Origin of the sequence: Stenotrophomonas sp. SMYL41 (assembly GCF_036319965.1) — a bacterium.
Classification (GTDB): Bacteria; Pseudomonadota; Gammaproteobacteria; order Xanthomonadales; family Xanthomonadaceae; genus Stenotrophomonas; species Stenotrophomonas maltophilia_R.
Genome location: NZ_JAWIRX010000026.1, coordinates 1 through 25960, shown reverse-complemented (window position 1 = coordinate 25960; position 25960 = coordinate 1). Strand labels below are relative to the sequence as shown.

Genomic DNA, 25960 nt, shown 5'->3' with positions numbered 1-25960 from the left:
AACCATGGCTTCCCGTTCCCCGTTGTTTCCCACCCGGGTCAGCTACCGTGCCTTCGGCCGCCAGTTCGGCCGTGGCGAGCAGGCGCTACTGGTGGCGATACGCCAGCTGGGTGACCCTATGCTGCAGCCCGAAGGGCTGGCCGGCTTGAGCCACCTTGGTCTGGACCGCGAGGGCCGCGATGCGTTCGTCGCCCTGCTGCCATTGCTGGCCGCGCCCGCCGCCCCGATCGACCTGCTACCCGCCGGCTCTCCCTTCATTGCCGCCAGCGAACTGGACCTGCTGGTCTGTCTGCTGCGCATTGCCCAGTGGCGGCATGCACGCCCCCGCGAGGACGACGCGCTGGCAACGTTGCGCCAGCAGTTGGCGCGCTGCGCACGTGCTGTCCACGCGGCGAACCTGACGTTGCGACAGCGCTCGCTGTCACCGGTCGGGCTGAGATTGCTGGACCCGGCCGGCTGGCTGCGTCAGCGCTGAACCCACGCGCGGACGCGGCCGCAGGGCATTCAGCAGTCGATCGTTCCGTGTGCGCTGCCTTCGTCGTCAAGCACCTGCGCATGCAGTACCACCCGGTTGCGGCCGGCGCGCTTGGCGGCGTAAAGGCCGGCGTCGGCATCGGCCAGCAGCTGGTCCGCACTGGCCAGCGCAGGCGGATGCAGGTAGCCCACGCCAACGCTGATGCTCACCCGCCCCTCCGGCAGCGGCAGCACTTCCACTGCCTCGCGCAGGCGTTCGGCCAGTGCCAGCACGCCCGACAGCGGGCTTGCCGGCACGATCACCGCGAATTCTTCGCCGCCGTAACGCGCAACACTGTCGCCGCCGCGACCGGCAATGACCTTCAGCACCGCAGCCACCGCCTGCAGGCAACGGTCCCCGGCCGGGTGCCCGTGCTGGTCGTTGAACGCCTTGAAGTGATCGATGTCGACCAGCAGCAGGGCCAGTTCGCTGCCGCTGCGGCGCGCCCGGTTCCACTCCGCCTGCAGCAGTGCGTCGAACTGGCGACGATTGGCCACGCCGGTCAGGCCATCCTGGCGCGCCAGCTGATCCAGCGACGCCTGCCGTTCCATCAGGTCCATCTGCAGCAGGATGCTGCGCAGGCCGAAGCCCAGCGTCGCCACCACGAAACCGGTGACCGCCAGAGGCCGTGCGTGGTCGACCACCAGGGTGCCCACCACCAGCAGCAGCAACGGCAGGATCATCGGCCCGGCCGCCTGCACTGTGCGCGCCAGCCGTGGATGCGGCATGGAGGCCGGCAGCGGCGTATGGCTCAGTGCCAGCAGCGCCAGCAGCAGGAACGGCAGATCGATCAGCAGATCGTTGTAGGCACCGAAGGAATCCTCCGAGGTGAAGTGGTTGATGTAGTAGGCCACCACCAGGTAAGCCAGCGCGTAGAGCGCCAACGCGCGGAAGAAACTGCGCCGCTCGGGCACGTCAACGGCCAGCCATCGCACCATCGCGAACCCGGCGATGCACAGGTTCTGGATGTCGAACAAGCGTTGCATGCTGGCCATCGCCGAATCATCGACGTCGATACGGGCGGCGAACGATTGCGCATGCACGAAGAACAGCACGCCCAGCAGCGCCGCCATCGCGGCATCGATCAGGCTGATGCTCATCCGCTCGCGGCGCGCGCGGGCCAGGATGAACACCAGCGGGACGCCGTACAGCACGTACAGGAACAGGCTGGCCTGCGGCGTCGCATCCGCGCGCCCTGCTCCCAGCGCGTCGATCATGTTCATGACCATGCCGCCCGCCCACAGCAGCAGCGCCAGTGCGGTGGCACGCCAGCCCAGCGCGGCACGGTCACGACGCGCCCGCCACAGGCAGGCGGCCGCAGCCAGCAGCGGCGCCCCGGCCAGGAACACGAAGGAACCCGCGCCGGTCACCCCAGGCCACACGGTGACGACCAGGCCATGGCACACCACGTACAGCAGCGCCAGCACTACCGGCATGCTTCCCCCGATCCGCAAGGCCGTATGCGCGCACGATAGCGCGGCAGCGCGCCACAAGGGCGTGATCCACCGCAGAAAACCCGATTGGACACACCGGCGCCGGAGGGTGCCGGCCGGTGGCCGGCACTACCGGACTGCGTTCAGCCCTGCAGGGCCTGGGCGTGGTGGGCGATATGCTCGCCGATGAAGCTGCCAATGAAGTAGTAGCTGTGGTCGTAACCCGGCTGCAGGCGCAGGGTCAGCGGATGGCCTGCGGCATTGCAGGCTTCCCGCAGGCGCTGCGGCTGCAGCTGGCTCTGCAGGAACTCATCCGCCTCGCCCTGGTCGACCAGCAGCGGCAGGCGCTCGCCGGCCACGGCGATCAGCTCGCAGGCATCCCACTGCGCCCAGTCGGCCGGGTTGTCCCCCAGGTAGGCATGGAACGCCTTCTGCCCCCACGGCACATGGCTGGGCGCGACGATCGGCGAGAACGCCGACACGCTGCGGTAGCGCCCCGGGTTGCGCAGGGCGATCACCAGCGCGCCATGGCCGCCCATCGAATGGCCACTGATCGCGCGCCCATCGGTCACCGCGAAGTTCGCCTCGATCAGCGCCGGCAACTCCTGCGCCACGTAGTCGTGCATGCGGTAGTGCTTTGCCCACGGAGCGCGGGTGGCATTGAGGTAGAAGCCAGCCCCCTTGCCCAGGTCGTAGCCTTCGGCATCGGCCACGTCATCGCCCCGCGGGCTGGTGTCCGGCGCGACGATGATCACCCCGTGCTCGGCTGCGTAACGCTGCGCGCCGGACTTGGTGATGAAATTCTGCTCGGTGCAGGTCAGGCCGCTCAGCCAGTACAGCACCGGCAGTTTCTGTGTTTCCGCCTGCGGCGGCAGGTACACGGCGAACTGCATGTCGCAGCCCAGCGTGGCCGAATGATGGCGGTAGACGTCCTGCCAGCCGCCGAAACAGGCGCGATGCTCAATGCGTTCCATGGGTTCCTCCGGAAGAGTGGCAGGCACGGCGGCCTGCCACCCGGCGTTGCTCAGTAGTGGACCACCGAACGGATCGACTTGCCTTCATGCATCAGGTCGAAGGCTTCGTTGATCTTGTCCAGGTCCATGGTGTGGGTGACGAACGGCGCCAGTTCGATATCGCCCTTCATCGCGTCTTCCACCATGCCCGGCAGCTGGCTGCGGCCCTTCACGCCACCGAAGGCGGTGCCCATCCACTTGCGGCCGGTCACCAGCTGGAACGGGCGGGTGGAGATTTCCTGGCCGGCACCCGCCACGCCGATCACCACGCTCTGGCCCCAGCCACGGTGCGCGCATTCCAGCGCCGCACGCATCACGTTGACGTTGCCGATGCACTCGAAACTGTGGTCCACGCCCCAGGTGGTCATCTCGACGATGACCTGCTGGATGGGCGTGTCGTAGTCCTTCGGGTTGATGCAGTCGGTGGCGCCGAATGCGCGCGCCAGCTCGAACTTGGACGGATTGGTGTCAACCGCGATGATGCGGCCGGCCTTGGCCTGGCGCGCGCCCTGGATCACCGCCAGGCCGATGCCACCGAGGCCGAACACCGCCACGCTGTCGCCTTCCTGCACCTTGGCGGTGTTGTGCACCGCGCCGATGCCGGTGGTGACGCCGCAGCCGAGCAGGCAGACGTGCTCCGGGTTGGCTTCCGGATTGATCTTCGCCAGCGACACCTCGGCCACCACGGTGTACTCGCTGAAGGTCGAGCAGCCCATGTAGTGGTACAGCGGCTCGCCGTTGTAGCTGAAGCGGCTGGTGCCGTCGGGCATCACGCCCTTGCCCTGGGTGGCGCGCACCGACACGCACAGGTTGGTCTTGCCGCTCTTGCAGAACAGGCACTCGCCGCACTCGGCGGTGTACAGCGGAATCACGTGGTCGCCCGGCTTGACGCTGGTCACGCCCTCGCCCACCTCCACCACGATGCCGGCGCCTTCATGGCCCAGCACCACCGGGAACAGGCCTTCCGGATCATCGCCGGACAGGGTGAACGCATCGGTGTGGCAGACACCGGTGTGGGTGATCTTGACCAGCACTTCGCCCGCCTTCGGCGGGGCGACGTCGATCTCGACGATCTGCAGCGGCTGGCCGGGACCAAAGGCGACGGCGGCACGGGACTTCATGGGTGGTTTCTCCAGAGACAGGCAATGACAGGATGGGCGGCGCCATGTTGCGCCGTCGTTTATTTCAGGTACGAGCGGATCAACGCGCTCATGTCGCGCACGCGTTCGGCGCGTTGTTCGTCAGAGGCCGCAGGCTGGCCGAACTCCTCGCGCAGATGGGCCTCCATCACCTCGGACATCAGGCCGTTGACCGCGCCACGGATGGCGGCGATCTGCTGCAGCACCGGCCCGCAGTCGGCTCCGGCTTCCAGCGCGCGGTCCAACGCATCGCACTGGCCGCGGATGCGGCGCACGCGGGCCAGGACTTTCTTCTTCTCTTCGGGGGAGTGCGGCATGGCGGGGCCACCTCAGAACTATACTGGGGGATAGTATACATAGTGACCCAGCCAGTGCCACCGACCGCTCCCTGCCGCCATCGCGATCCGCCTGCAAACCCGAGCTAAAGAACACCACCACGCGGCCGCTACTCCGTGCCTGATGGCGAATGACTCGCCGGCTATGACACGGAGTTCTGCTGATCATGCGTCCCCTGCTGCCCGCCTGCCTGGCCATGGCCCTGGCATTTCCTGCACTGGCCGAGCAGGCCCCCTCCACCGCAGCCGCCCAGGTCGATCTGCAGCAACCGGCGCGCATCCGCCTGTTCAGCGCCAATGGCCAGTATCTGGCAATGCGCAAGAACCACACGCGCAGCGGCGCCGAAGCCGAAGTGGTCAGGGTGGAGAGCAAGGCATCCAAGGGCGTGTTCAGTACGCTCGCCTCGCTGGCCACCGGCAATGAGAGCACCTCGATCGGCATGCCCGAGTCATTCGCCACCGGTACGCTGGGCGGTATCCGCAAGCCCTTCTATCGCGAATTCGCACTGGTGCCGGGCCAGCTGGTCAATGTGATGGCCAACTTCGAGGGCAATCGCCGCTGCGTTCCCGCGGGCGAAAAGGTTAGCGACCTGCGCTTTGCGCTGCCACCCTCCCTTCTGCTGACGCCGGAACCCGGCCTGGATTACGAAGTATCGTTCGGTACCGACGGCAGCAGCTGCGGCATGAACGCCAGGCTGCTGCTGGCCGACGGACGCTCAGTGCCACTCCCCACCGAGTTGCAGCGGCAACGCTCACCGAAGACGTACAAGGTGGAAGGAACGCATCTGTATACCTTCCTGTTCCGCCCTGGCAGCGTGTACTACCGCCCGGTCGGCGAGGCGGAGGACCTGCAGCTGCGCACCGACGATGCCGAGCATGCCGACGCGTTCGAAGCGGCGATGCGCGAGATCGCCTCGCGGCCCGGCACCCAGATGTGCATCGTGTTGCCGGACTTCTTCTACAAGAGCCCCCTGAAAGACCGGTTGGACCGCGTCCTGGACGAGCAGGGCAAGGAATTTCCGGCCATCCTCGAACCGATCGAAGGACTGCGCAAAACCCGCCAGCTTGAGGACCATGTGCCCACAACCTTCCTCGATGCTGCCGCTTACTGCCAGTTGGCGGGGATGATGGCGTTCCCGCCACGCAGCTCGCTCGATGGGGCGCCCGACGTGGTGGCCCCGGCTCAGTCAAACACGCCCTGAGCCGCCAGCCGCGCCAGCTCGTCCACCACATAGCGCACCTTCGGCCGCAGGTGGCGGGTCGGTGGCCACAGCGCATGGATGTCGATGTGCCGCTGCATGTGTGCGTCCAGCACCGAGTGCAGCACGCCGGATTCCAGATGACGGCGCACCAGTGAAATGGGCATCTGGCAGATGCCCAGCCCGGCGATGGCCGCTTCGATCACCGCGTCGCCGTCGTTGAGCTGGTAGGCCGCGTTCGGGACGAACGTTCCCTCGGCATCGTCACTGCCAATCCGCCACCACACCGGCTGCCCGTGGCGGAAGCCAACGATGCTGCGGTGCTGCGCCAGTTCTTCCACGGTAGCCGGCACGCCATGCGCCTGCAGGTACTCCGGCGATGCGCAGGTGACCAGGCGTTGGCGGCCCAGCCGACGCGCGACCAGGTGCTCGGCCTGGTGCAGCCCGCCGAAACGGATCAGCAGGTCGATGCCCTCTTCGACCGGATCGACGAAGTGATCGGTGAAGGTCATCGTCAGCTGCAGGTCCGGGTAGTGCCGGCACAGGCGCAACAGCACCGGCAGCACCACCAGGCGCCCGAACGAGGACGGCATGTCGATGCGCAGCCGTCCGCTGGGCAGGCCGGCCGAACCCAGGCAGGCCTCGGCGGCGGAGATCTCTTCCAGCGCCGCCGCACACGATGCGTAGTACGCCTCGCCGTCGGTGGTCAGCGCGATGCGCCGCGTGGTGCGGTGGAACAGGCGCACGCCCAGCCGCGCTTCCAGCCGGGCGATGGCCTTGCCCACCGCCGAGCGCGAGATGCCCAGCGCGTCGGCAGCCTCGGTGAAGCTGCCCGAGCGGGCCGTGGTGACGAACGTGACCAGGCCATTCAACGATTCCAGCGGCAGCATCTCTCACCCCACATTGGGGACAAATAGTCCCGTCCGAAGGGAGATCGAAGCGCTTTATGCGCCTGCATGTCAACTCCATCCTGTGTGCATCGCGCCCCTGGCGCTCCTCCCCCCGCACCGAGATGACCGACATGACCGTCGCCCTGTTCCACCCCTTCGACCTGGCAGGCACCGCCCTGCGCAACCGCATCGCGATGGCCCCGATGACCCGCGCCCGCAACCCCGGTGCGGTCGCCAACGAGCTGACCGCCCAGTACTACCGGCAGCGCGCCAGCGCCGGCCTGATCATCAGTGAAGGCACGCCGGTCTCGCCGCAGGGCCAGGGCTACATCGACGTGCCCGGCATCTGGTCGGCCGAGCAGGTGGCCGGGTGGAAGGTCGTCACCGAGGCGGTGCATGCCGCGCAGGGCACGATCTTCGCCCAGCTCTGGCACGTCGGCCGCATGTCGCATTCCTCGCTGCAGCCTGACGGCGGGCAACCGGTCAGCGCCGGTACCCGCCCGGTCGCCAGCGCACCGAAGAACACCTCGTTCGTGTACCTGGCCGATGGCAGCCGCGGCCACGCCGATCCCACCCCGGCACGTACACTGGAGACCGCAGAGATTCCCGGCATCGTCGAGGACTTCGTGCGCGGCGCCGACAACGCCATCGCCGCCGGTTTCGATGGCATCGAGCTGCATGCCGCCAACGGCTACCTGTTCGAGCAGTTCCTCAACCCACTCATCAACCAGCGCGAAGACCGCTACGGCGGCTCATTGCCGAACCGTGCGCGATTGATCCTGGAGACGGTGGATGCGATGGCCCAGCGCATCGGCGCCCACCGCATCGGCGTGCGCCTGGCGCCGAACAACCTCACCTTCGACATGCCGTTCTACCCCGACAACGAAGCCACCTACCTGTACCTGGCCAAGGAACTGGGCAAGCGCGGGCTGGCCTATGTGCACCTCAATGACAACCTGCAGGCGGGGCAGTCAGTGCTGGGCGAGGCCTTCCTGCAGCAGTTCAAGCAGGCCTACGGTGGCAACGTGATCCTGGCCGGCGGCATGACCCGCGAACGCGCGCTGCGCCTGGTCGACGAAGGCACCATCGATATCGCCGCCTTCGGCCAACCGTTCATCGCCAACCCGGATCTGGTCGAACGCCTGCAGCGGGACATCGCGCTGGCCACGCCCGACCGCAGCACCTACTACGGGGGCGGCAGGGAAGGCTACCTGGACTACCCGGCTGCAGGCTGATCCCGCACGAGGTCGGATCCCCACCACAGGCGGGGCTCCGACCTTTGGTTCAGGCGTCCTCGCGCACGTAGGCGAACGACTCGTCCAACCGCGCAAAGCCGATCACGTCAGCGACGATCGCCTGCGCGTCGTCTTCACTGATGTTGCCTTCTTCAATATCGTCAACGCGAGCGAACAGCCGCTGCAACGCCACGTACTGGTCGCCGCGCAGGAAGGACTGATGGGTCTGCAGCCAGCACTGCAGATTCCCGGCCAGCTCGCCGTGCGACAGCAGCGTGTACGGCGGCTGGTAGTCGGCAACGGCTTCGACCATCTTGCGGAACAGGAAATCCTGGTAGCTGGCGGCCAGCACATCCGCGCGGTCGTCGTCATGCCACACCATCACCACCGGTGGCTCGCTGAAACCGGGCGCGTTGCTCCAGAAGCAGTAGCTGTCACCCGCGCCGGTGCGCGCAAAGGGCAGCAGCTGCAGGTCAGTGCGCAGGGGGTTGTAGTGATCCTCGGCGGTCAGCTCCTGCCACGCCTCGAGCAGCTCATCGTGTTCCAACGGCTCGTAGTCCTGGGCGTACAGCAGCACCGGCGGATCCGCCTGCAGCGTAGGGAACACCACCTCGGACCATTCCGGATGGGGAGTGCCCCAGCTCAATCGACCCGCGGCATGCAACTGCTTGAACAAGGGCGGGAAGGACTGGCCGGTGGCCTGTTCGATGTCAGATAGCGCGCTCATGGATGTCCTTGCCGATGGAGGCCGCCCAGCTTGCCCGAATCCGCGCAGGAGATGTACCGGCAGCAGCCGGCGGCAGGACTAGACTGCAAGCACCGGATGCTGGAAATCGCCGCCATGAACGCCACTGCCCGCAGCTTCATCGTCAACATCGACGTGCCCGACCTGGCCGCCGCCGAAGTCTTCTACGTGGCCGCCTTTGGATTGCATATCGGACGTCGGCTCGGTGCCGGCGCGGTGGAACTGCTCGGTGGACCGACACCGCTGTACCTGTTGCAGAACGAGGCTGGCAGCGCCGCCACCGAAGACGGCGATGTACGCGACTACGAGCGCCACTGGACGCCGCTGCACCTGGACTGGGTGGTGGATGACATCGACGCCGCGCTGACACGCGCGGTAACGGCTGGGGCAACACTCGAACAACCGGTGCGCGCGCGACGCTGGGGGTGGATCGCCGTACTGGCCGATCCGTTCGGCCACGGCTTCTGCCTGATCCAGTTCAGCCGCGAAGGCTACGATGCGCTGGTCGAATGACCGATCGTGGTCGGTGCCGGCCCTTGGCCGGGACTGCATCTCCCATCGCAGCTACTCCCGCAACATATCCACGAACGCGCGCAGCGCACCGGGCATCTGCCGCTGCTTCGGGTAGTACAGCGCGAAACCGGCGAACGGTTCGCTCCAGTCTTCCAGCACCGCCACCATCTGCCCCGAATCGATGTACGGCCGCGCGGTGTCTTCCAGCACATAGGCCAGCCCGATGCCATCGAGCACGGCACTGACCACGGTGCCCTGCTCGCCCAGGGTCAGCCGCCCCGGCACGTCGATCTCCAGCGCCTGCCCCTCGCGCTCGAACTGCCACTTGTACAGATGACCACTGGCAAAGCGGAAACGGATGCATTCGTGCATGGCCAGCTCACGCGGGTGCCGGGGTGCGGGCCGCCGCCGCAGGTACTCCGGCGCACCAACGATCAGGCCGCGCAGCGGCGGGCCCATCGGCACCGCGACCATGTCTTCGGGCACGAACTCATGCAGGCGCACACCGGCGTCGTAGCCCTCGGCGACAATGTCGACCAAGCCATCGTTTTCGGTCAGTTCCACGCGGATGTCCGGATGCGCGTGCAGGAAGCGCGCCAGCCGCGGCCCCAGCTGGGTCGGCACCGCCGCGCGGGTGGCGTTGATGCGTAGCAGGCCCGCCGGAGCGGCGCGGAACTGGTTCATCTCTTCCAGTGCGTCATGCACCTGCCCCAAGGCCGGCTGCAACCGCTCCAGCAGGCGCTGCCCGGCCTCGGTCAGGGCCACGCTGCGGGTGGTGCGATGGAACAGGCCCACGCCCAACCGCTCTTCCAGGGCGCGGATGGCATAGCTCACCGCCGAGGTCGACAGCGCCAGCTCGGCGCCGGCGCGGCGGAAGCTGCGGTGACGGGCGACCGCCGCGAACGCGGCCAGGTGGGAAAGATTGTCAGTGGCCATGATTGTGCAGTTTCACTTGATGAATCATGCCGATATCCGCGCTTCTTGGCCCGGGTTACGGCGCGTATTGTAAAACGCCTTTCGACAAACCCGCCAAGGATCCCCCATGTCCCTCGCCCGTGGTTACGCCGCCCACACCCATACCGACCCGCTGGTACCCTTCGAGTTCGAGCGCCGCGCCGTTGGCCCGAACGATGTGCGCATCGAGATCCTCTACAGCGGCATCTGCCATTCGGACCTGCACCAGGCCCGTGATGACTGGGGTGGCTCGATCTACCCGATGGTGCCGGGCCACGAGATCATCGGCCGGGTCACCGAGGTTGGCAGCAACGTCACCCGCTTCAAGGTCGGCGACCACGCCGGCGTGGGCTGCATGGTTGACTCGTGCCGCCACTGCGACGCCTGCGAGCACGATCTGGAGCAGTACTGCGCCGAAGGCGCGACCTGGACCTACAACGGCCGTGAACGCGAAAGCGGTGCGCCGACCTACGGCGGCTATTCCGACCACGTGGTGGTCGAGCAGCGCTTCGTGGTGAAGGTGTCCGACAGCCTCGACCTGAAGGCGGCCGCGCCGCTGCTGTGCGCCGGCATCACCACCTGGTCGCCGCTGCGCCATTGGAAGGTCGGCCCCGGCCAGAAGGTCGGCGTGATCGGCCTCGGCGGCCTCGGCCACATGGGCGTGAAGTTCGCCAAGGCGCTCGGCGCGCACGTGGTGATGATCACCACCACCCCGGAAAAGGGTGCCGACGCCAAGCGCCTGGGCGCCGATGAAGTACTGGTCTCGCGCGATGCCGCGCAGATGAAGGCGCACGCCGGCAGCTTCGACTTCCTGCTCAATACCATCCCGGTCGGCCATGACACCAACCCGTACATGGGCCTGCTCAAGCGCGAGGCCACCATGTGCCTGGTCGGCGTGCTGACCGAACTGGACCCGCCGCTGACCGGCGGCAGCGTGATCTTCGGCCGCAAGCACCTGACCGGCTCGGCGATCGGCGGCATGGCCGAAACCCAGGAAATGATGGACTTCTGTGCCGAGCACGGCATCGTCAGCGACGTCGAGATGATCGACATCAAGAACGTCAACGAGGCCTGGGAACGCATGGCGAAGAACGATGTGCGCTACCGCTTCGTGATCGACATGGCGACGATGAAGAACGCCGCCTGACCGATTGGCGACTGTGAACGAGGAACCCCGGCACTGCCGGGGTTTCTTTTTGGTTGCATCGGCCGCTGGCCGGCACGACCCATGCATTGGGCATGACGAAGGTCAAGGAAGCGGCAACCGCCCAGGCGCAGACTCACCGCATGGCCCGCCTGCCCTCCCCTGCGATGCTGATGCGTGCGCCGCATCGACTGCTGTTCTTCATCGGCGCCAGCAACCTGCTGCTGGCGATGCTGTGGTGGGCGATGTGGCTGGGCGCATTGCGCGGGTTGTGGACGCCGCAGCCACCGCCACTGCCACCGGCCTGGTTGCACGCGCTGCTGATGCAGTACCTGGTGCTGCCCAGTTTCATCTTCGGTTTCCTGCTCACGGTGTTCCCGCGCTGGATGGCGCAACCGGAGCTGCCACGCAACCATTACGCGCCGGTGGGCATCGGCCTGTTTGGCGGGCAGGCGCTGCTGATTGCCACCGCCTGCGGCTGGGCACCCGGGTTGTGGCCCGGCCTGCTGCTGGCACTGGCCGGCTGGAGCGCCGGACTGATCGTGCTGGGACGCGTGCTCAAGGCCGCCGGCCCCAACCGCAACTGGCATGCGCGCGCCTGCTATGCAGCTCTGCTGTTGGGCTGGCTGGGGCTGCTGCTGTTCATGGCGGTGGTGCGCGGCCACGCCACGCTGATGCCGGTCACTGTGGCACTCGGTACGTTCGGCCTGCTGCTGCCGGTCTACCTCACCGTCGCGCATCGGATGATCCCGTTCTTCGCCAACAACGTGGTGGACGGCTACGTGCCGTGGCGACCGCTGCGCTGGCTGGCCGCGATGTGGTCGCTGCTGATGCTGCGCCTGCTGTTGAGTGCGTTGCAGATCGACAACCTGCTGTGGCTGGCCGATGCGCCGCTGCTGGTGTTGTCGCTGCAGGCGCTATGGCACTGGTGGCCACGCGGGCCGATGCCAGGCCTGCTCGTGGCCCTGTTCCTGGCGCTGGCGTGGCTGCCGATCAGCTTCGCGTTGTATCTGCTGCAGGACATCGGCCAGATGCTCGCCCATCCGCAGCTGCTCGGCCGCGCGCCGCTGCACGCACTCGCCGTGGGACTGTTCGGCAGCCTGCTGGTGGCGATGGTGACCCGGGTCACCCAAGGTCATTCCGGGCGACCGCTGGTGATGCCGGCAGTGGCCTGGTTCGCGTTCGTCGCGCTGCAGGCAGTGGCGATCATGCGCATCCTTGCCGAGCTGATGCCCGATGCCTATGCGTGGCATTTCGCCGCCGCCATCGGTTGGCTGCTGGCACTGTCCCCATGGGTGGCCCGGCTGGGCTGGATCTACCTGAGCCCTCGACGCGACGGCAAACCGGGCTGACCTCATCGCCGGCCAAGCAACGTCCATCGGTAGCGCCGGGCCATGCCCGGCCGCCACCGCAATCCACTCAGTACGCGAACTCGCGGAACACCGGATCGACATCACCGTGCCAGCGGCCATGGAACAGGGCCAGCTTGCGCTCGGCCGGGGTCAGGCCGGATTCGACGATCTCCTGCAGCACGTCCAGGAACTTGCTCTCGTCCTGGCCATCGGCATTGCGCGCCGCGCGGCGCTTGAGGCCTTCCACCGAAATCTTCACCGCCTCGCGGGCCAGGTCGCGCACCGTGCCGTTGCGGAACGGCAGGTTCATCGCATGCTTCGGCACGCCGTCACGCAGCGCATGGCGCTCGGCCAGGGTGAAGTCACGCACCAGGTCCCACGCCGCATCCAGCGCGGTGTCGTCGTACAGCAGGCCGACCCAGAACGCCGGCAGCGCACACAGGCGGCTCCACGGGCCACCGTCGGCACCACGCATCTCCAGGTACTTCTTCAGGCGCACTTCCGGGAACGCGGTGGTCATGTGGTCCGACCAGTCGCGCAGCGTGGGCAGCGCACCCGGCAGCACCGGCAGCCTGGCCTGCATGAAATCGCGGAAGCTCTGCCCGCTGGCGTCGTGGTAGATGCCGTCGCGGTAGGAGAAGTACATCGGCACGTCGAGCAGGTAGTCGACATAGCGCTCGTAACCGAAGCCATCCTCGAACACGAAGTCGAGCATGCCGGTGCGGTCGGCGTCGGTGTCGGTCCAGATGTGCGAGCGGTAGCTCAGGTAGCCGTTCGGCTTGCCTTCGGTGAACGGCGAATCGGCGAACAGCGCGGTGGCGATCGGCTGCAGCGCCAGCGACACGCGGAACTTCTTCACCATGTCCGCTTCGGTGGCGTAGTCCAGGTTCACCTGCACCGTGCAGGTGCGGGTCATCATGTCCAGGCCGAGCGAGCCGACCTTGCGCATGTACGCGCGCATGATCTTGTAGCGGCCTTTCGGCATCCACGGCATTTCATCGCGCTTCCACTTCGGCTGGAAACCCATGCCGAGGAAACCCAGCTGCAGTTCACCGGCCACCTGTGCCACTTCGTTGAGATGGGTACCGGTCTCGACACAGGTCTGGTGGATGGTCTCCAGCGCCGCGCCGGACAGTTCCAGCTGGCCGGCCGGTTCCAGCGTCACCGAGGCCCCGTCGCGCAACAGGGCGATGGTGTTGCCATTCTCCCGCACCGGCTCCCAGCCGAAGCGGACCAGGCCGTTGAGCAGCACTTCGATGCCGCGCTCGCCTTCGAAGGTCGGCGGGCGCAGGTCATCCAGGCGGAACCCGAACTTCTCGTGCTCGGTACCGATGCGCCATTGTGCGCGGGGCTTCTCGCCGGAGGCGATCACCTCCACCAGCTGCGAGCGGTCGGTAATGGGGGTATCGGCGACGTGGCTGGGGCTCGACAAGGGGAAGGCTCGCTGGACTGTGGCGGGGGATGTGGGGCCCGGGGCCTTCCATCGCAAGGGCGCACTATAGCGTGGCGACCCGTTGCGTCATGCGACGGTGGCAGGTTGCAGCATCCCACCGACGCCCTCTTGACCCTCGTACACTCAAGGCCATGAGCCGCCATTCGCGACACCCCGAACTGCATCGCTCCGAGCGCGTCGGCTGGCTGCGTGCCGCCGTGCTGGGGGCCAACGATGGCATCGTCTCGGTGGCCGGCCTGGTGGTGGGCGTGGCCGCCAGCGGTGCCTCCGCAGTGACCATCCTGGCCACCGGCGTGGCTGGCACCGTGGCCGGCGCGATGTCGATGGCCGCCGGCGAGTATGTCTCGGTGCAGACCCAGGCCGACACCGAAGACGCCGACCTGGCGATGGAAAAGCGCGAACTGCACGAAGACCCGCACAGCGAGCTGGAAGAACTGGCCGCGATCTACCGCCACCGCGGCCTCGAGCCTGCGCTTGCCCGGCAGGTGGCCGAACAGCTCACTGCCCACGATGCACTGGGCGCCCACGCCCGCGATGAACTGGGCATCACCGATACGCTGCGCGCCCGCCCGCTGCAGGCGGCGCTGGCCTCGGCCGGCGCCTTCACCTGTGGCGCGGCGCTGCCGGTGCTGACCGCACTGCTCGCGCCGTCGGACAAGGTCGCGATGATGACCACCGCCAGCACCCTGCTCGGCCTGTGCCTGACCGGCGCGATGGCGGCCCAGGCCGGCGGTGCTTCGCCGTTGCGCGGTGCACTCCGCGTCGTGTTCTGGGGTGCGTTGGCGATGGCCGCCGCCGCCGGCGTCGGTCGCCTGCTCGGCGCCCATGTGGCATGAGTACCGGCAGCGTATTTCCCGCTGGAATGAGCCGCTGTTGCCGAGTTCTTACTCCAGCCCCAGCCAGCCGCCGATCACGCCACGGGCTTCGTCCACGCCGGTGCGGTCCTCACCGGAGAACACCTGCACGCTGACGCTGTCGCCGTAAGCCGATTGCAGCTCCTTGCGTACCTTCTGCAGGGCCTGCATCTGCTGGCTGCGGCTGAGCTTGTCGGCCTTGGTCAGCAGCGCGTGCGCCGGCAGCCCACGCTGCACGGCATAGGACAGCATCTGCCGGTCGTAATCCTTCAGCGGATGGCGGATGTCCATCACCACCACCAGCCCCTTCAGGGCCTCGCGGGTACGGAAATACCGGTCGATGAAGGCCTGCCAGTGCGCCTGCAGGTCCAGCGGCACCTTGGCGTAGCCGTAACCGGGCAGGTCGACCAGATGGGCGTCCGGGGTGACCTGGAAGAACACCAGCTGCTGGGTGCGGCCGGGCGTCTTGGAGACACGGGCCAGGGCGTTCTGGCGGGTCAGCGCGTTGAGCGCACTGGACTTGCCGGCGTTGGAGCGGCCGGCAAAGGCCACTTCGGCCCCTTCGTCGGGCGGCAGCTGTCGCACGTTGTGGGCCGAAAGGTGGTAACGGGCGCGTTCGATGAGCAATGACATGTGCCTAGGATCGCATGTTGCGGCGCCGCGCGCCCGTGCCGGCGGCCGCTGCGGCCATTTTGCTGCACTGCTGCGTTGACCGTGCGCGGAAACGGCGTTGATAATCCGGGCGATGCCGGCGGCCACCGCCCGGCCCGGTCCATACGGAGCTTCAGCATGCGCCACGCTCGCGTTCTTGCCGTATCTGCCCTTGCCACTGCCGTCGTTGTTGCCGCTGCTGCGTTCGCGCAGACCACGTTGACCCCGCTGCCCGACAACGGGCCGATCAACACCGCCTCGCTGGAGGTGGACTTCAGCAAGACCCACTGGGGCGATGCCAAGGCCGGCCAGACCAAGGCCTCGGCCTGCGCGGCCTGCCATGGCGCCGACGGCAATTCCACGGTGGAGATGTACCCGTCCATCGCCGGCCAGAGCGAACGCTACGTGGCCCAGCAGATGGCCCTGATCGCCAATGGCCAGCGCAGTTCGGGCGCAGCGGTGGCGATGGTGCCGTTCGTGCAGAACCTCACCCCGCAGGACATGCGTGATATCGGCGCCTTCTTCGCCACGCAGAAGGCCACCGCCGGCATCGCCGACGACACCGTGGTTGCCGACGGCCCCTACAAGGGCATGAAGTTCTATGAGATCGGCCAGCAGCTGTACCGCGGTGGCGATGCCAAGCGTGGGCTGCCGGCCTGCATGGCCTGCCACGGCCCCAGTGGCGCCGGCAATCCGGGTCCGGCCTATCCGCACATCGGTGGCCAGCACGCCAGTTATGTCGCGCGCCGCCTGCAGGAGTACCAGGCCGGCCAGACCAACGAAACCGACAAGGCGCACTTCCAGATCATGGCCGCGGTCGCGCAGAAGCTCAGCGAGCAGGAGGTGCAGGCGCTGTCGAGCTACCTGCAGGGCCTGCACAACAAGGCTGATGATGTCGCCGCAGCCACCCCGCCGGTGCAACCGGCTGCCGCCCCCTGACCACCACTGGTCGGCCCGGGCCGTCACCGCGGCCCTCGCCTGCGGTATGTTTCCATCACGCCGGCGACCGCGCCGGCGTTGCTTTTTTCAACGGAGATGCGTGTCGATGAGGTTGATTTCCCGCCTGCTGTTGTCCTTGCTGGTGCTGCTGCCGCTGGTAGCCTGCGCCGCCACCCCCGCCAATGCCCCGCTGGTCGAGGGCAAAGACTACGAGCGCATCGCCCAGCCTGGCCCGTTCCAGCCGCTGGCCGGCAAGATCGAGGTGGTCGAGGTGTTCGGCTACACCTGCCCGCACTGCGCCCGTTTCGAACCGCAGCTGGAAGCCTGGGCGGCCAAGCTGCCGGCCGACGTGCGCTTCACCCCGGTTCCGGCCGCCTTCGGCGGCGCCTGGGACGCCTGGGCCCTGGCCTATTACGCCGCCGATGAAGTCGGCGTGGCCAAGCGCAGCCACGCGGCCGTGTTCAAGGCCCTGCACCAGGACGGCTCGCTGCCGATGCAGAACGTCTCGGCCGATGAGCTCGCCACCTTCTACAAGGCCTACGGCGTGACCCCGGACCGTTACCTGCAGGCCCTGCGCGGTGATGCCGTACAGAAGAAGGTCGATGCCGCCCGCGCATTCGCCCAGCGCACCAGGATCCCGGGGACCCCGGCGCTGATCATCAACGGCCAGTACCTGGTCCGTGGTGACAGCTTCGACGATCAACTGCGCATCGCCTCGGCGCTGATCGCCCAGGCCCGCGCTGCCCGCGGCCGCTGAACCAACACCCACCACCGACACGGCGCTGTCGCCGCCGCGTGTCATCATTTCCCTCTGGCCGGCGCCTGCCGCCGGCCCCACCATTCCAGATGCTGGAGACGTTTCCATGAAGATCCGTTACGCCCTCGCCCTCGCAGCGCTGCTGCCGATCCTGGCCGCCTGCAAGGCCGACGACGGCAGCACCAACACCACCGCCGCCCCGGTCGAACCGGCAGCTACCCCGGCCACCACCGAACCCGCTGCGCCTGCCGCTGGCGCCGAGGGCGCCGCCCCAGCCGCCGCCGAAGGCGAGAAGGCCCCGGCCGAAGCCGCCCCCGCCGCCGCGCCGGCCCCGACCACCGCTGCGCTGACCGGCCCGGCCCCGGTGGAAGGCACCGACTACCAGGTGATCCCGAACGGCCAGCCGTTCCAGCCGGCCGCCGGCAAGATCGAAGTGACCGAGATCTTCGGCTACGTCTGCCCGGCCTGCGCCGCGTTCCAGCCGCTGGTCGGCCCGTGGAAGGCCGGCCTGCCGAGTGACGTGAACTTCGTCTACGTGCCGGCCATGTTCGGCGGCACCTGGGATGACTACGCCCGTGCGTTCTACGCCGCGCAGACCCTGGGCGTGCAGGAAAAGACCCACGAAGCACTGTATGCCGCCATCCACTCGCAGAAGACGCTGAAGGGCGAGCGCGGCCGTGACTCGGTGGAAGACATCGCCAAGTTCTACACCGCCTACGGCGTGGACCCGAAGCAGTTCGCCGCCACCATGGGCAGCTTCGCGGTGAATGCCAAGACCAACTCGGCCAAGCAGTTCGCCCAGCGCAGCCAGATCAGCGGCACCCCGTCGATCATCGTCAACGGCAAGTACCTGGTGAAAGGCAAGAGCTTCCCGGACATGCTGCGCATTGCCGACCACCTGATCGCCCGCGAACGCGGTGCGGCCCAGGCTCACTGATCCAAGAGAAGCGTTTCCCGGCCGTGAATTCCCCCCGTACACGGACCCTGCGCTTGCTGACGGCCAACATCCAGGCCGGCTCAAGTACCCGCCGCTACAGCGACTATGTGACCCGCAGCTGGTCACATGCGCTGCCGGCGGGTCGCAAGCGCAGCAGCCTGGATGCGATCGCCACCCTGGCGCGCGAACATGACATCGTCGGCCTGCAGGAGGCCGACCCGGGCAGCCTGCGCTCGGGCTTCACCAACCAGACCCACTACCTGGCCCAGCGCGCCGGCTTCAACTACTGGAGCCACCAGCCGAACCGGCGCATGGGCGGCGTCGCGTCCAGCGCCAATGGCCTGCTGAGCAAGCTGGAACCGGTGGAGGTACAGGACCACGCCCTGCCCGGCCGCATCGGCGGGCGCGGCGTGCTGCTGGCCAAGTTCGGCGACGGTACCGACGGCCTGGCGGTGGCGGTGGCCCATCTGTCGCTGGGCGCGGGCTCGCGGATGTCGCAGCTGGGCTTCATCGCCGAGCTGCTGTCCGACCATCCCAATGCGGTACTGATGGGCGACTTCAACTGCCTGGCCGAACGCCCGGAAATGCAGGTGCTGTACCAGAAGACCCGGCTGCAGCCGCCAGGCTGCATCGTGCCGACCTTCCCCAGCTGGCGCCCCGACCGCGCCATCGACCACATCCTGGTCAGCAGTGGCCTGCAGACCCGTACCGTGGAAGCCATACCGGCCGCATTTTCCGATCACCTTGCCCTGGCGATGGCGATCGACGTCCCAGCCAACGCCCTGCGCTGAACCCGAAAAAGGGGACGGAGGGGATTAAGTCGTTTGAGGCACAAACGACTTAATCCCCTCCGTCCCTTTTTTCATGCGGTGACCGGTACCTTCAACCGCCGCGCGGTCATCGTGCTGCCCACCGAGGCCAGCACCGTGCAGCCGATCGCCAGCCACTGCAGCCCGTGCAGGTGCTCGTGCAGCAGCAGCATCGCCCACAGCGCGGCGACCGCCGGTTCCATGCTGATCAGGATGCCGAAGGTCTCCTTCGGCAGGCGCTTGAGTGCCATCATCTCCAGCGACATCGGGATCGCGCTGGATACCAGCGCCACCAGCAGGCCAGCGGCCAGGATCTTCGGATCGAGCAGCGCGGCACCGGCATGCACCACGCCCACCGGCACCACCACCAGCGACGCCGCCAGCAGCCCCAGCGACACCGAATGCCCGGCGTGCAGGTGGCCGGCACGCTTGCCGAATACGATGTACAGGCCCCAGCACGCCGCTGCGCCCATCGCATACAGCACGCCGGCCGGATCCAGCGCCGGGCCGCCGCCGATCGGCAGCAGCAACAGCAACCCCACCGCCGCACAACCCACCCAGAGGAAATCGATGGGCCGCCGCGATGACAACATCGCCACCGTCAGCGGTCCGGTGAACTCGATGGCCACCGCGATGCCGAAGGGAATCGTGCGCAGGGCCATGTAGAACAGCAGGTTCATCAGGCCCAGGGTGAGCCCGTAGCGCAGGATGGTGATCGCATCCACGCGGCTGGTCTTCCAGCGCCACGGCCGCCAGAACAGCAGCAGCAACAGCGCCGAGAAGCCCACGCGCAGCGCGCTGGTGCCTTGGGCGCCGATCAGCGGGAACAGGTGTTTTGCGTAGGAGGTGCCGATGGCCAGCGAGGTGACCGAGCCAAGCACCGCCAGCGCCGGCAACATCGGCGCAAGTCGTGAGGTCTGCATGGGCAAAGTCTATTGCGCCGGCGCCGAGCACTTGGCTCAATTGACGGCCCGTTCGTGCAACTTCTGCTCGCCATGGCCACCGCCCCTGTGCTCGACAGCTTCGACCGCGCCATCCTCGACCTGCTGCAGCGGGACAACACGCTGCCGCAGCGCGAAATCGCCGAGGCCGTGCACCTGTCCACCCCGGCCGTGCAGCGCCGCATCAAGCGCCTGCAGGACAGCGACGTGATCGCGGCCAACGTGGCGGTGCTCGCCGCCGCCAAGGTCGGGCGGCCGCTGACCATCATCGTCGAGGTGCGCGTGGTCAGCGAGCAGCGTGAACGCGTGGCGCCGTTCAAGCGCCGCGTGCAGGATGACCCCGCGGTGCAGCAGTGTTACTCGATCACCGGCGATGGCGATTTCCTGCTGCTGCTTTCGGCGGCGTCGATGGAGGAGTACGAGGCGATCACCGAGCGCCTGTTCGGTGGCGATGACAACATCGAGCGCTTCCGCACCTCGGTGGCACTGGGCACGCTGAAGCGGAGTTTCGAGGTCCCGCTGGCACCGGTTCTGTAGCGTCGAGCCATGCTCGACTGCCTTTTTACCGCAAAGCGACAGCCATCGAGCATGGCTCGACGCTACAGTCGGAAACCATGAATACACTCCCCTCCCCCGCCCGTCGCCTGCGCCGCTGGCTGCTGCGTGGCCTGTGGCTGGCCATGGCCCTCGTTGCGGCGATGGCGTTGTGGAACAGCCCATGGGCGGCCGCACCGAAGATGCTCTGGTCGCTTTCGCGGATGCCGGCCGCCACGCACCTGCCGGTGCCGGTGGAGGGCGTCCGCCCCCGCCAGATCGCCGACACGTTCGGCGCGCCGCGTGGCCGTGACCGCTCCCACGCCGGCATCGACATCTTCGCCAAGCGCGGTACCCCGGTGCGCAGTGCCACCGCCGGCGTCGTCGTGGATGTCAGCGACCGCGGCCTCGGTGGCCGCCAGGTGTGGGTGATCGGGCCCGGGCGCGAACGCTACTACTACGCGCATCTGGAGGACTGGGCCGAGGGCTTGGCGCGCGGCCAGGTGGTCCAGGCCGGGGACCTGCTCGGCCACGTCGGCGACAGCGGCAACGCCAAGGGCACGCCGCCGCACCTGCACTGGGGCATCTACGGCGCCGACGGCGCGCGCGATCCACTGCCACTACTGCGCTGACCCCCAATGCACGGCGTCGCGCCCCGCTTGAGCGCCTTCGTCGTTCATGATTTGTAAATAGGAATAGTTCGTATTACCATTTCTTTCGTTTCCGGTGGTGCCAGGACGGCCTGCCCGCCCGTTTCCCACCCGTAGCGCCTCGCCTTCTGGATGCCGGCCGAGCGCGCGTGCTCGTCCAGGACCCCCATGACCCGTTCCGCCTTCCGTATTCCGCAGCCCCAGCGGCTGTCCGTTGCCGTGCTTGCCGTTCTCTGCGCCGTGGCCCCGGCCGCCTTCGCCGACACCGCCGCCGACCCGACCACCCTCGACAAGGTGGTGGTGAAGGGCGAACGCGCCGAAGGCTATTCGGTGCGCCGCACTTCGGCCGGTACCCGCTTCGACCTTGCGCCGCGCGAGATCCCGCAGTCGGTCAGCATCATCAGCCACCAGCGCATCGAAGATCAGAACCTGGACGACATCATCGACGTGCTGGCCAACACCACTGGTGTGACCAGCACCCAGTCCGACAGCGAGCGCACCGAGTTCTACGCGCGCGGGTTCTACATCGATGCCTACCAGTTCGATGGCCTGCCGACGCAGATGGTGCAGAACTGGAGCTACGGCGATTCCGGCCTCGACCTGGCCCTGTACGACCGCGTGGAAGTGGTCCGCGGTGCCACCGGCCTGCTCAGCGGTGCCGGCAATCCGTCGGCGTCGGTGAACCTGATCCGCAAGCACGCCGACAGCGCCGAGCTGGCCGGCAGCGTCTCGGTGAACGTCGGCAGCTGGGGCCGCACCCGCACCACGGTGGACGTGGGCAGCGCACTGAACGCCAGTGGCACGGTGCGCGGCCGCGTGATCGGCAGCTACCTGGACACCGATGGCCAGATGGACCGCTACAACCAGCGCAAGACGCTGGGCTACGCCGTCATCGACGCCGACCTGACCCCGGACACGCAGTTGAGCGTGGGTTACGACTACCAACAGAAGCGCGCCAATGGCGCGACCTGGGGCGGCTTCCCCATGCTGTACTCCGATGGCTCGCGCACGGGCTACGACGAATCGTTCAACGCCAGCCCGAACTGGACCTACTGGGACACCACCAGCAAGCGTGCGTTCGCCACCCTGCAGCACGCCTTCAGCAACGGCTGGAAGTTCAAGGTGGGTGCCACGCACGATGAGACGAAGGCCGACGACAAGCTGTTCTACCCGGCCTACAACGACTGGACCACGGGCGCGTCGAATTTCGACAAGACCACCGGCACAGGCATCTCGCCATCCGCGGGCTTCTACAACACCGAGCGCAAGGTCACCGGCGTTGACGGCTACGTTGACGGTCCGTTCCAGCTGTTCGGCCGTGAGCACCAGTTCATGGCCGGCCTGAGCTACAACAAGCGCGAGTATGCCAACTACGGCGACTACCAGGTCGGAGGCGCGGGCCAGACGTGGGACCCGTTCGCCAGCTATCTGAACTGGACGGGCAACATCAGCGAACCGAACTGGAACCCGCTGGCACTGGCCAGCGAGGGCACCATCACCCAGAAGGCCGGCTACGCGGCCGCACGCCTGTCACTGGCCGACCCGCTGAAGCTGATCATCGGCGCCCGCTACACCGACTGGAAAAGCGAGGGCGAAGGCGCCCACCGCGCGCACAAGGTCACCACGCCCTACGCCGGACTGGTGTTCGACATCAACGGTACGTACTCCACCTATGCCAGCTACACCGAGATCTTCCAGCCGCAGACACTGAAGGACCGCAACGGCAGCTACCTCGACCCAGTCGACGGCAAGAGCTACGAAGTGGGCGTCAAGGGCGCCTGGTTCGATAACCGCCTGAATGCCTCGCTGGCCGTGTTCCGCATCGAACAGGACAACGTCGGCCAGGCCACCGGTGAACCGGTGCAGGGCAGCCAGAACGAGTTCGCCTATCGCGCTGCACGCGGCACCGTTAGCCGTGGCTTCGAGTTCGAAGTAAACGGCGAACTGGCACCCGGCTGGAACGCGACCTTCGGTGCTTCGCGCTATGTGGCCAAGGACATCAACGACGCCGACATCAACACCAACCTGCCACAGACCGCGTTGAAGCTGTTCACCAGCTATACCCCGCAGTCGCTGCAGGAGCTGACCGTCGGTGGCGGTGCGAACTGGCAGAACCGCATTTACTACCCGGTACCGGCCTATGGCCGCATCGAGCAGAGCGGCTACGCACTGGTCAGCGCCTTCGTGCGCTACCGCATCTCGCCGGAGTTCAGTGTGCAGGCCAATCTCAACAACCTGCTGGACAAGAAATACCTGTCGCAGATCAACGGCTACGGCGCGTTCGGTGACGGCCGCAATGGCTCACTGACGTTCACCTGGTCGTTCTGATCAGGCGCGGAGCATGATCGCCCCGTACCTGTAGAGCCGAGCGTGGGCTCGGCTCTACACCACAACGCGGCGCCGGGATAACCCGGCGCCGCTCTCACATCAGAACCGCAGGTCCGCGCGCAGGTACCAGTAGCGGCCACGCGGGATGTCGTAGGTCGAAGCGTCGTAGCCGTTCAACGAGCACGACAGGCAGATCGGCGGATCCTTGTCGAACACGTTGTTCAGGCCCGCGGTCAGCTGCAGCCCCTTCATCCAGTCGATCTTGTAGCCCACCTGCATGTCGTGGAAGGTGGTGGCCGAGAGCGTGTTGGTGCCGGCGGCCTGGTTGCTGCACACCGGGAACGCCACGGCATCGCCGCAGTCCTCGGTCAGTTCAGAGATGTGCCGCACCGTCCAGTTCGCACTCCAGCGGTCCAGCGTCCAGCCGATGCTGGCATTGCTGGTCCATTCCGGAATCGAACTGTCAGCCACTTCCACGCCCGGCTTCTGCGGCTGCTTCTGCCCGGCCGCGCCGGTGGCTTCGTAACGGCCGACGAAGGTGTTCTTCCAGGCCAGCTTGAACTGGCCGATGGAGCTCTGCGGCAGCGTCCAGAACAGGTCCACGTCCCAGCCGTCGGTCTTGATCGAGCCGAGGTTGGTCAGGCGGTTGTTGAAGCTGCTGACCGCACCGGTGCTGGCGCGGGTGATGCCATCGCAGTACACCGGATCGAGCGTGTCCACGCACAGGTCCAGCTGGGTCTGCGCGTTGATCGCCTGGATCGCGCCATCGATGGCATGGCGGTAGAAGGTCACTTCCACGTCGAAGCGCTCCGACCACGATGCGTTGTTGCCGAACCACGGGCTCCACACGAAGCCGGTGCTGAAGCTGCGCGAGCGCTCCGGTTCCAGCTCGCGGTTGCCGCCGGTGGTCACCGAGATCTGCGAATTGGCCTGCTGGAAGCCGGCCGGCACGCCCAGCGCGGCACAGTTGGCGGCGCTGCCACGCGGCGGCGTACCGCCCAGGCCCACCGAGCACGGGTCGAACAGCTGCAGGTCGGCGCGCGCAGCCGAGCCGTACAGTTCACCGATCGACGGCGCACGGAAGCCCTCTGCATAGGTGGTGCGCAGCACGAAGTCGTCGGTCACCTGCCAGCGCAGGCCGTACTTGGGCGTGAACTCGCCACCGAAGGTGGAGTAGTCCGAGTAGCGTCCGGCCAGGCTCAGGTCCAGCTTCTTGCCCAGCGCCGAGTCGGCGAAGATCGGGACGCTCAACTCCAGGTACGCTTCGTTGACGTCATACGAACCGGACGTCGGCTGCGACGGCACACCGTTGTAGTGGCCGATCACCGTCAGCGGATCAGGCTGGTACCAGCCCTTGTACTTGCGGTACTCATAGCCGCTGGCGAACGACACCGGGCCGGCCGGCAGGGTGAACAGGTCGCTGGACAGGTTGGCGGTGAACAGGCTCAGCTCGTTCTGGCTGCGGTCGCGCACCACCGGCTGGATCCACTTCAGCATGTCCGGGGTGATCGAGCCGACACCGCCGAAGATGTTCAGCGGCACGCAGCCCGGCGTTGCCGCACACACCGCCGGATCACCCAGCGCCATGTTGACGTTGTAGATGTTGTAGCTGCCGTAGTTGGTCTGTTCGGCCTTGTTCTTGCTGTACATGCCGTTGACGTCCCAGTACCAGCTGCGGTCGGCGGCCTGGAAGTTGCCGACCAGGCCGGTGGCCACGTAGGTCGTGTTGACCTCCTGCTTGAACACGCGCGCGCCGCCCTCCACCGGTCGGCGGCCGATCAGGCTCATGTTGCCCGAGGACACCAGATCGAACCCGAACGGGTTGTACGGGTTCAGGCGCGAGACCACGATGTTGTCGGCCAGCGGGTTGCCGGTGGCACCGTCCGGGCCGAAGAACAGCGGCTCGGGGCCGGCCTGGTTGGTCGACTCGCGGCGGTTGCCCAGCGCCTTGATGTACCACTGCACGTTGTCGGTGATGTCGAAGCGGAACTGGCCGAACAGGCCCTTACGCTCGGACGGGGTCAGCACCATGTTGTATTCGGCGAAGTTGAAGCGGTCGGCGCTGGTGAAGCAGTGGTAATCGTCGGTGCGGTTGCAGCCGGCGCTGCCGTCGTAGCGCGGGCTGCTCACGCCGGTGTTGGGCACGATGTCCTGTTCCGCACCGGTGTTGGGGTCGACGAAGGCGAAGCGGCCCTGCGGAATGCCGCCGCTGCCGAAGGCCAGGCCGGTGCCCGGGATCGGGAAGCGCGACTGCTCGCGGTCGCGGGCGAACACCGGGTCCTGCTTGGTCCAGCTGGCACCGAGGAACAAGCTGTAACGATCGCCACTCTTGCCCCACGCCAGGTCCACGCCCTTCTGCGTGCCGTCGCCCTTGCTGTACTCGCCGTAGTTCAGGGTCACCTGGCCGCCATCGAAGTCGCGGCGGGTGATGATGTTGACCACGCCGGCGATGGCGTCGGAGCCATACAGCGACGATGCGCCATCCTCCAGCACCTCGATGCGTTCGACGATGGCCAGCGGAATGGTGTTGAGGTCGGTGGCCGCACCCACGCCCGATGCCGACGACTCGTTGACCCAGCGGATGCCATCGACCAATACCAGCACGCGCTTGGCACCGAGGTGGGGGGGGGGGGGCGGCGCC

General features: G+C 67.3%; 25 protein-coding genes. 14 read left to right on the top strand and 11 right to left on the bottom strand.

Translation table 11 applies throughout. The features are described 5' to 3' along the window. Positions 1 to 4: 4 nt before the first annotated feature. On the top strand, positions 5 to 475 hold the full coding sequence (locus tag V3B30_RS21380; RefSeq protein WP_262083686.1) for a hypothetical protein: 471 nt from the start codon (positions 5 to 7) through the stop codon (positions 473 to 475). A gap of 29 nt (positions 476 to 504) precedes the next feature. Here the strand turns inward: V3B30_RS21380 and V3B30_RS21375 are convergent, their stop codons facing one another. The 4 genes from V3B30_RS21375 to frmR form a co-directional block, all read right to left on the bottom strand. After that, positions 505 to 1950 (bottom strand): GGDEF domain-containing protein, encoded by a 1446-nt coding sequence (locus V3B30_RS21375; protein ID WP_262083685.1) that lies wholly within the window; start codon positions 1948 to 1950, stop codon positions 505 to 507. A 140-nt stretch (positions 1951 to 2090) separates the two neighbouring features. Further along, positions 2091 to 2921 (bottom strand): S-formylglutathione hydrolase, encoded by an 831-nt coding sequence (gene fghA, locus V3B30_RS21370; protein WP_100473895.1) that lies wholly within the window; start codon positions 2919 to 2921, stop codon positions 2091 to 2093. A 50-nt stretch (positions 2922 to 2971) separates the two neighbouring features. Next, positions 2972 to 4081 carry an S-(hydroxymethyl)glutathione dehydrogenase/class III alcohol dehydrogenase gene (locus V3B30_RS21365; RefSeq protein WP_262083684.1) on the bottom strand — a complete coding sequence of 370 codons (1110 nt, stop codon included), beginning with the start codon at positions 4079 to 4081 and terminating at the stop codon, positions 2972 to 2974. Between the two features lie 59 nt (positions 4082 to 4140). Next, positions 4141 to 4416: a formaldehyde-responsive transcriptional repressor FrmR gene (frmR, locus tag V3B30_RS21360; RefSeq protein ID WP_005411009.1), complete on the bottom strand. Its 276-nt coding sequence runs from the start codon at positions 4414 to 4416 to the stop codon at positions 4141 to 4143. A 185-nt stretch (positions 4417 to 4601) separates the two neighbouring features. Here frmR and V3B30_RS21355 point away from each other — a divergent pair, with 185 nt between their 5' ends. Further along, complete coding sequence (locus V3B30_RS21355; RefSeq protein ID WP_262083683.1) at positions 4602 to 5636, top strand: hypothetical protein; 1035 nt, start codon at positions 4602 to 4604, stop codon at positions 5634 to 5636. Here the strand turns inward: V3B30_RS21355 and V3B30_RS21350 are convergent. Beyond that, positions 5618 to 6523 carry a LysR family transcriptional regulator gene (locus V3B30_RS21350; protein ID WP_262083682.1) on the bottom strand — a complete coding sequence of 302 codons (906 nt, stop codon included), beginning with the start codon at positions 6521 to 6523 and terminating at the stop codon, positions 5618 to 5620. The genes V3B30_RS21355 and V3B30_RS21350 overlap by 19 nt on opposite strands. A 131-nt stretch (positions 6524 to 6654) precedes the next feature. Between V3B30_RS21350 and V3B30_RS21345 the strand changes: the two genes are divergently transcribed. Further along, positions 6655 to 7758 (top strand): alkene reductase, encoded by a 1104-nt coding sequence (locus V3B30_RS21345; RefSeq protein WP_262083787.1) that lies wholly within the window; start codon positions 6655 to 6657, stop codon positions 7756 to 7758. 49 nt (positions 7759 to 7807) lie between these two features. Here the strand turns inward: V3B30_RS21345 and V3B30_RS21340 are convergent, their stop codons facing one another. Further along, entirely contained in the window at positions 7808 to 8485 is a 678-nt protein-coding gene (locus tag V3B30_RS21340) for an SMI1/KNR4 family protein (RefSeq protein WP_262083681.1), read from the bottom strand. A gap of 114 nt (positions 8486 to 8599) precedes the next feature. Between V3B30_RS21340 and V3B30_RS21335 the strand changes: the two genes are divergently transcribed. After that, a complete protein-coding gene (locus V3B30_RS21335; RefSeq protein ID WP_100475251.1) occupies positions 8600 to 9016 on the top strand; it encodes a VOC family protein in 417 nt (138 codons plus the stop codon). A gap of 51 nt (positions 9017 to 9067) precedes the next feature. On the opposite strand, the gene V3B30_RS21330 is transcribed toward V3B30_RS21335, so the two are convergent. Next, positions 9068 to 9952: a LysR family transcriptional regulator gene (locus tag V3B30_RS21330; protein WP_262083680.1), complete on the bottom strand. Its 885-nt coding sequence runs from the start codon at positions 9950 to 9952 to the stop codon at positions 9068 to 9070. Between the two features lie 106 nt (positions 9953 to 10058). Here V3B30_RS21330 and V3B30_RS21325 point away from each other — a divergent pair, with 106 nt between their 5' ends. Continuing rightward, on the top strand, positions 10059 to 11117 hold the full coding sequence (locus V3B30_RS21325) for an NAD(P)-dependent alcohol dehydrogenase (protein WP_100473901.1): 1059 nt from the start codon (positions 10059 to 10061) through the stop codon (positions 11115 to 11117). A 92-nt stretch (positions 11118 to 11209) separates the two neighbouring features. After that, positions 11210 to 12466, top strand: coding sequence for an NnrS family protein (locus V3B30_RS21320; protein ID WP_262083679.1), 1257 nt, complete (start codon positions 11210 to 11212; stop codon positions 12464 to 12466). A 67-nt stretch (positions 12467 to 12533) separates the two neighbouring features. Here the strand turns inward: V3B30_RS21320 and V3B30_RS21315 are convergent, their stop codons facing one another. Then, positions 12534 to 13898 (bottom strand): glutamate--cysteine ligase, encoded by a 1365-nt coding sequence (locus V3B30_RS21315; protein WP_262083678.1) that lies wholly within the window; start codon positions 13896 to 13898, stop codon positions 12534 to 12536. Positions 13899 to 14050: 152 nt separating this feature from the next. Between V3B30_RS21315 and V3B30_RS21310 the strand changes: the two genes are divergently transcribed. Next, positions 14051 to 14755, top strand: coding sequence for a VIT family protein (locus tag V3B30_RS21310; RefSeq protein ID WP_262083677.1), 705 nt, complete (start codon positions 14051 to 14053; stop codon positions 14753 to 14755). A gap of 48 nt (positions 14756 to 14803) precedes the next feature. On the opposite strand, the gene yihA is transcribed toward V3B30_RS21310, so the two are convergent. Then, positions 14804 to 15406, bottom strand: coding sequence for a ribosome biogenesis GTP-binding protein YihA/YsxC (gene yihA / locus V3B30_RS21305; RefSeq protein ID WP_262083676.1), 603 nt, complete (start codon positions 15404 to 15406; stop codon positions 14804 to 14806). A gap of 156 nt (positions 15407 to 15562) precedes the next feature. Here yihA and V3B30_RS21300 point away from each other — a divergent pair, with 156 nt between their 5' ends. From V3B30_RS21300 to V3B30_RS21285, 4 genes are all read left to right on the top strand, one after another. Then, entirely contained in the window at positions 15563 to 16363 is an 801-nt protein-coding gene (locus V3B30_RS21300; RefSeq protein ID WP_100473906.1) for a c-type cytochrome, read from the top strand. Between the two features lie 106 nt (positions 16364 to 16469). Then, entirely contained in the window at positions 16470 to 17120 is a 651-nt protein-coding gene (locus tag V3B30_RS21295; protein WP_262083675.1) for a thiol:disulfide interchange protein DsbA/DsbL, read from the top strand. Positions 17121 to 17226: 106 nt separating this feature from the next. Beyond that, positions 17227 to 18057, top strand: a complete 831-nt coding sequence (locus V3B30_RS21290; protein ID WP_262083674.1) for a thiol:disulfide interchange protein DsbA/DsbL — start codon at positions 17227 to 17229, stop codon at positions 18055 to 18057. A gap of 53 nt (positions 18058 to 18110) precedes the next feature. Further along, positions 18111 to 18848 (top strand): endonuclease/exonuclease/phosphatase family protein, encoded by a 738-nt coding sequence (locus tag V3B30_RS21285; protein WP_202908127.1) that lies wholly within the window; start codon positions 18111 to 18113, stop codon positions 18846 to 18848. Between the two features lie 71 nt (positions 18849 to 18919). Here V3B30_RS21285 and V3B30_RS21280 read toward each other — a convergent pair whose 3' ends face one another. Beyond that, complete coding sequence (locus V3B30_RS21280) at positions 18920 to 19789, bottom strand: EamA family transporter (protein WP_033835229.1); 870 nt, start codon at positions 19787 to 19789, stop codon at positions 18920 to 18922. Positions 19790 to 19861: 72 nt separating this feature from the next. Here V3B30_RS21280 and V3B30_RS21275 point away from each other — a divergent pair, with 72 nt between their 5' ends. The 3 genes from V3B30_RS21275 (at position 19862) to fhuE (ending at position 23319) form a co-directional block, all read left to right on the top strand. Beyond that, positions 19862 to 20344: an Lrp/AsnC family transcriptional regulator gene (locus V3B30_RS21275; protein ID WP_262083673.1), complete on the top strand. Its 483-nt coding sequence runs from the start codon at positions 19862 to 19864 to the stop codon at positions 20342 to 20344. Between the two features lie 77 nt (positions 20345 to 20421). Next, positions 20422 to 20973, top strand: coding sequence for a M23 family metallopeptidase (locus V3B30_RS21270; RefSeq protein ID WP_262083672.1), 552 nt, complete (start codon positions 20422 to 20424; stop codon positions 20971 to 20973). Positions 20974 to 21159: 186 nt separating this feature from the next. Continuing rightward, complete coding sequence (gene fhuE, locus V3B30_RS21265; protein ID WP_262083671.1) at positions 21160 to 23319, top strand: ferric-rhodotorulic acid/ferric-coprogen receptor FhuE; 2160 nt, start codon at positions 21160 to 21162, stop codon at positions 23317 to 23319. Between the two features lie 99 nt (positions 23320 to 23418). Here the strand turns inward: fhuE and V3B30_RS21260 are convergent. After that, on the bottom strand, positions 23419 to 25960 hold a 2542-nt coding region (locus tag V3B30_RS21260), incomplete at its 5' end, for a TonB-dependent receptor (protein ID WP_329809774.1).

Coding starts and splice junctions, on each gene's coding strand:
- V3B30_RS21380 (WP_262083686.1), top strand. CDS start 5: ATGGCTTCCCGTTCCCCGTTGTTTCCCACCCGGGTCAGCTACCGTGCC.
- V3B30_RS21375 (WP_262083685.1), bottom strand. CDS start 1,950: ATGCCGGTAGTGCTGGCGCTGCTGTACGTGGTGTGCCATGGCCTGGTC.
- fghA (WP_100473895.1), bottom strand. CDS start 2,921: ATGGAACGCATTGAGCATCGCGCCTGTTTCGGCGGCTGGCAGGACGTC.
- V3B30_RS21365 (WP_262083684.1), bottom strand. CDS start 4,081: ATGAAGTCCCGTGCCGCCGTCGCCTTTGGTCCCGGCCAGCCGCTGCAG.
- frmR (WP_005411009.1), bottom strand. CDS start 4,416: ATGCCGCACTCCCCCGAAGAGAAGAAGAAAGTCCTGGCCCGCGTGCGC.
- V3B30_RS21355 (WP_262083683.1), top strand. CDS start 4,602: ATGCGTCCCCTGCTGCCCGCCTGCCTGGCCATGGCCCTGGCATTTCCT.
- V3B30_RS21350 (WP_262083682.1), bottom strand. CDS start 6,523: ATGCTGCCGCTGGAATCGTTGAATGGCCTGGTCACGTTCGTCACCACG.
- V3B30_RS21345 (WP_262083787.1), top strand. CDS start 6,655: ATGACCGTCGCCCTGTTCCACCCCTTCGACCTGGCAGGCACCGCCCTG.
- V3B30_RS21340 (WP_262083681.1), bottom strand. CDS start 8,485: ATGAGCGCGCTATCTGACATCGAACAGGCCACCGGCCAGTCCTTCCCG.
- V3B30_RS21335 (WP_100475251.1), top strand. CDS start 8,600: ATGAACGCCACTGCCCGCAGCTTCATCGTCAACATCGACGTGCCCGAC.
- V3B30_RS21330 (WP_262083680.1), bottom strand. CDS start 9,952: ATGGCCACTGACAATCTTTCCCACCTGGCCGCGTTCGCGGCGGTCGCC.
- V3B30_RS21325 (WP_100473901.1), top strand. CDS start 10,059: ATGTCCCTCGCCCGTGGTTACGCCGCCCACACCCATACCGACCCGCTG.
- V3B30_RS21320 (WP_262083679.1), top strand. CDS start 11,210: ATGACGAAGGTCAAGGAAGCGGCAACCGCCCAGGCGCAGACTCACCGC.
- V3B30_RS21310 (WP_262083677.1), top strand. CDS start 14,051: ATGAGCCGCCATTCGCGACACCCCGAACTGCATCGCTCCGAGCGCGTC.
- yihA (WP_262083676.1), bottom strand. CDS start 15,406: ATGTCATTGCTCATCGAACGCGCCCGTTACCACCTTTCGGCCCACAAC.
- V3B30_RS21300 (WP_100473906.1), top strand. CDS start 15,563: ATGCGCCACGCTCGCGTTCTTGCCGTATCTGCCCTTGCCACTGCCGTC.
- V3B30_RS21295 (WP_262083675.1), top strand. CDS start 16,470: ATGAGGTTGATTTCCCGCCTGCTGTTGTCCTTGCTGGTGCTGCTGCCG.
- V3B30_RS21290 (WP_262083674.1), top strand. CDS start 17,227: ATGAAGATCCGTTACGCCCTCGCCCTCGCAGCGCTGCTGCCGATCCTG.
- V3B30_RS21280 (WP_033835229.1), bottom strand. CDS start 19,789: ATGCAGACCTCACGACTTGCGCCGATGTTGCCGGCGCTGGCGGTGCTT.
- V3B30_RS21275 (WP_262083673.1), top strand. CDS start 19,862: ATGGCCACCGCCCCTGTGCTCGACAGCTTCGACCGCGCCATCCTCGAC.
- V3B30_RS21270 (WP_262083672.1), top strand. CDS start 20,422: ATGAATACACTCCCCTCCCCCGCCCGTCGCCTGCGCCGCTGGCTGCTG.
- fhuE (WP_262083671.1), top strand. CDS start 21,160: ATGACCCGTTCCGCCTTCCGTATTCCGCAGCCCCAGCGGCTGTCCGTT.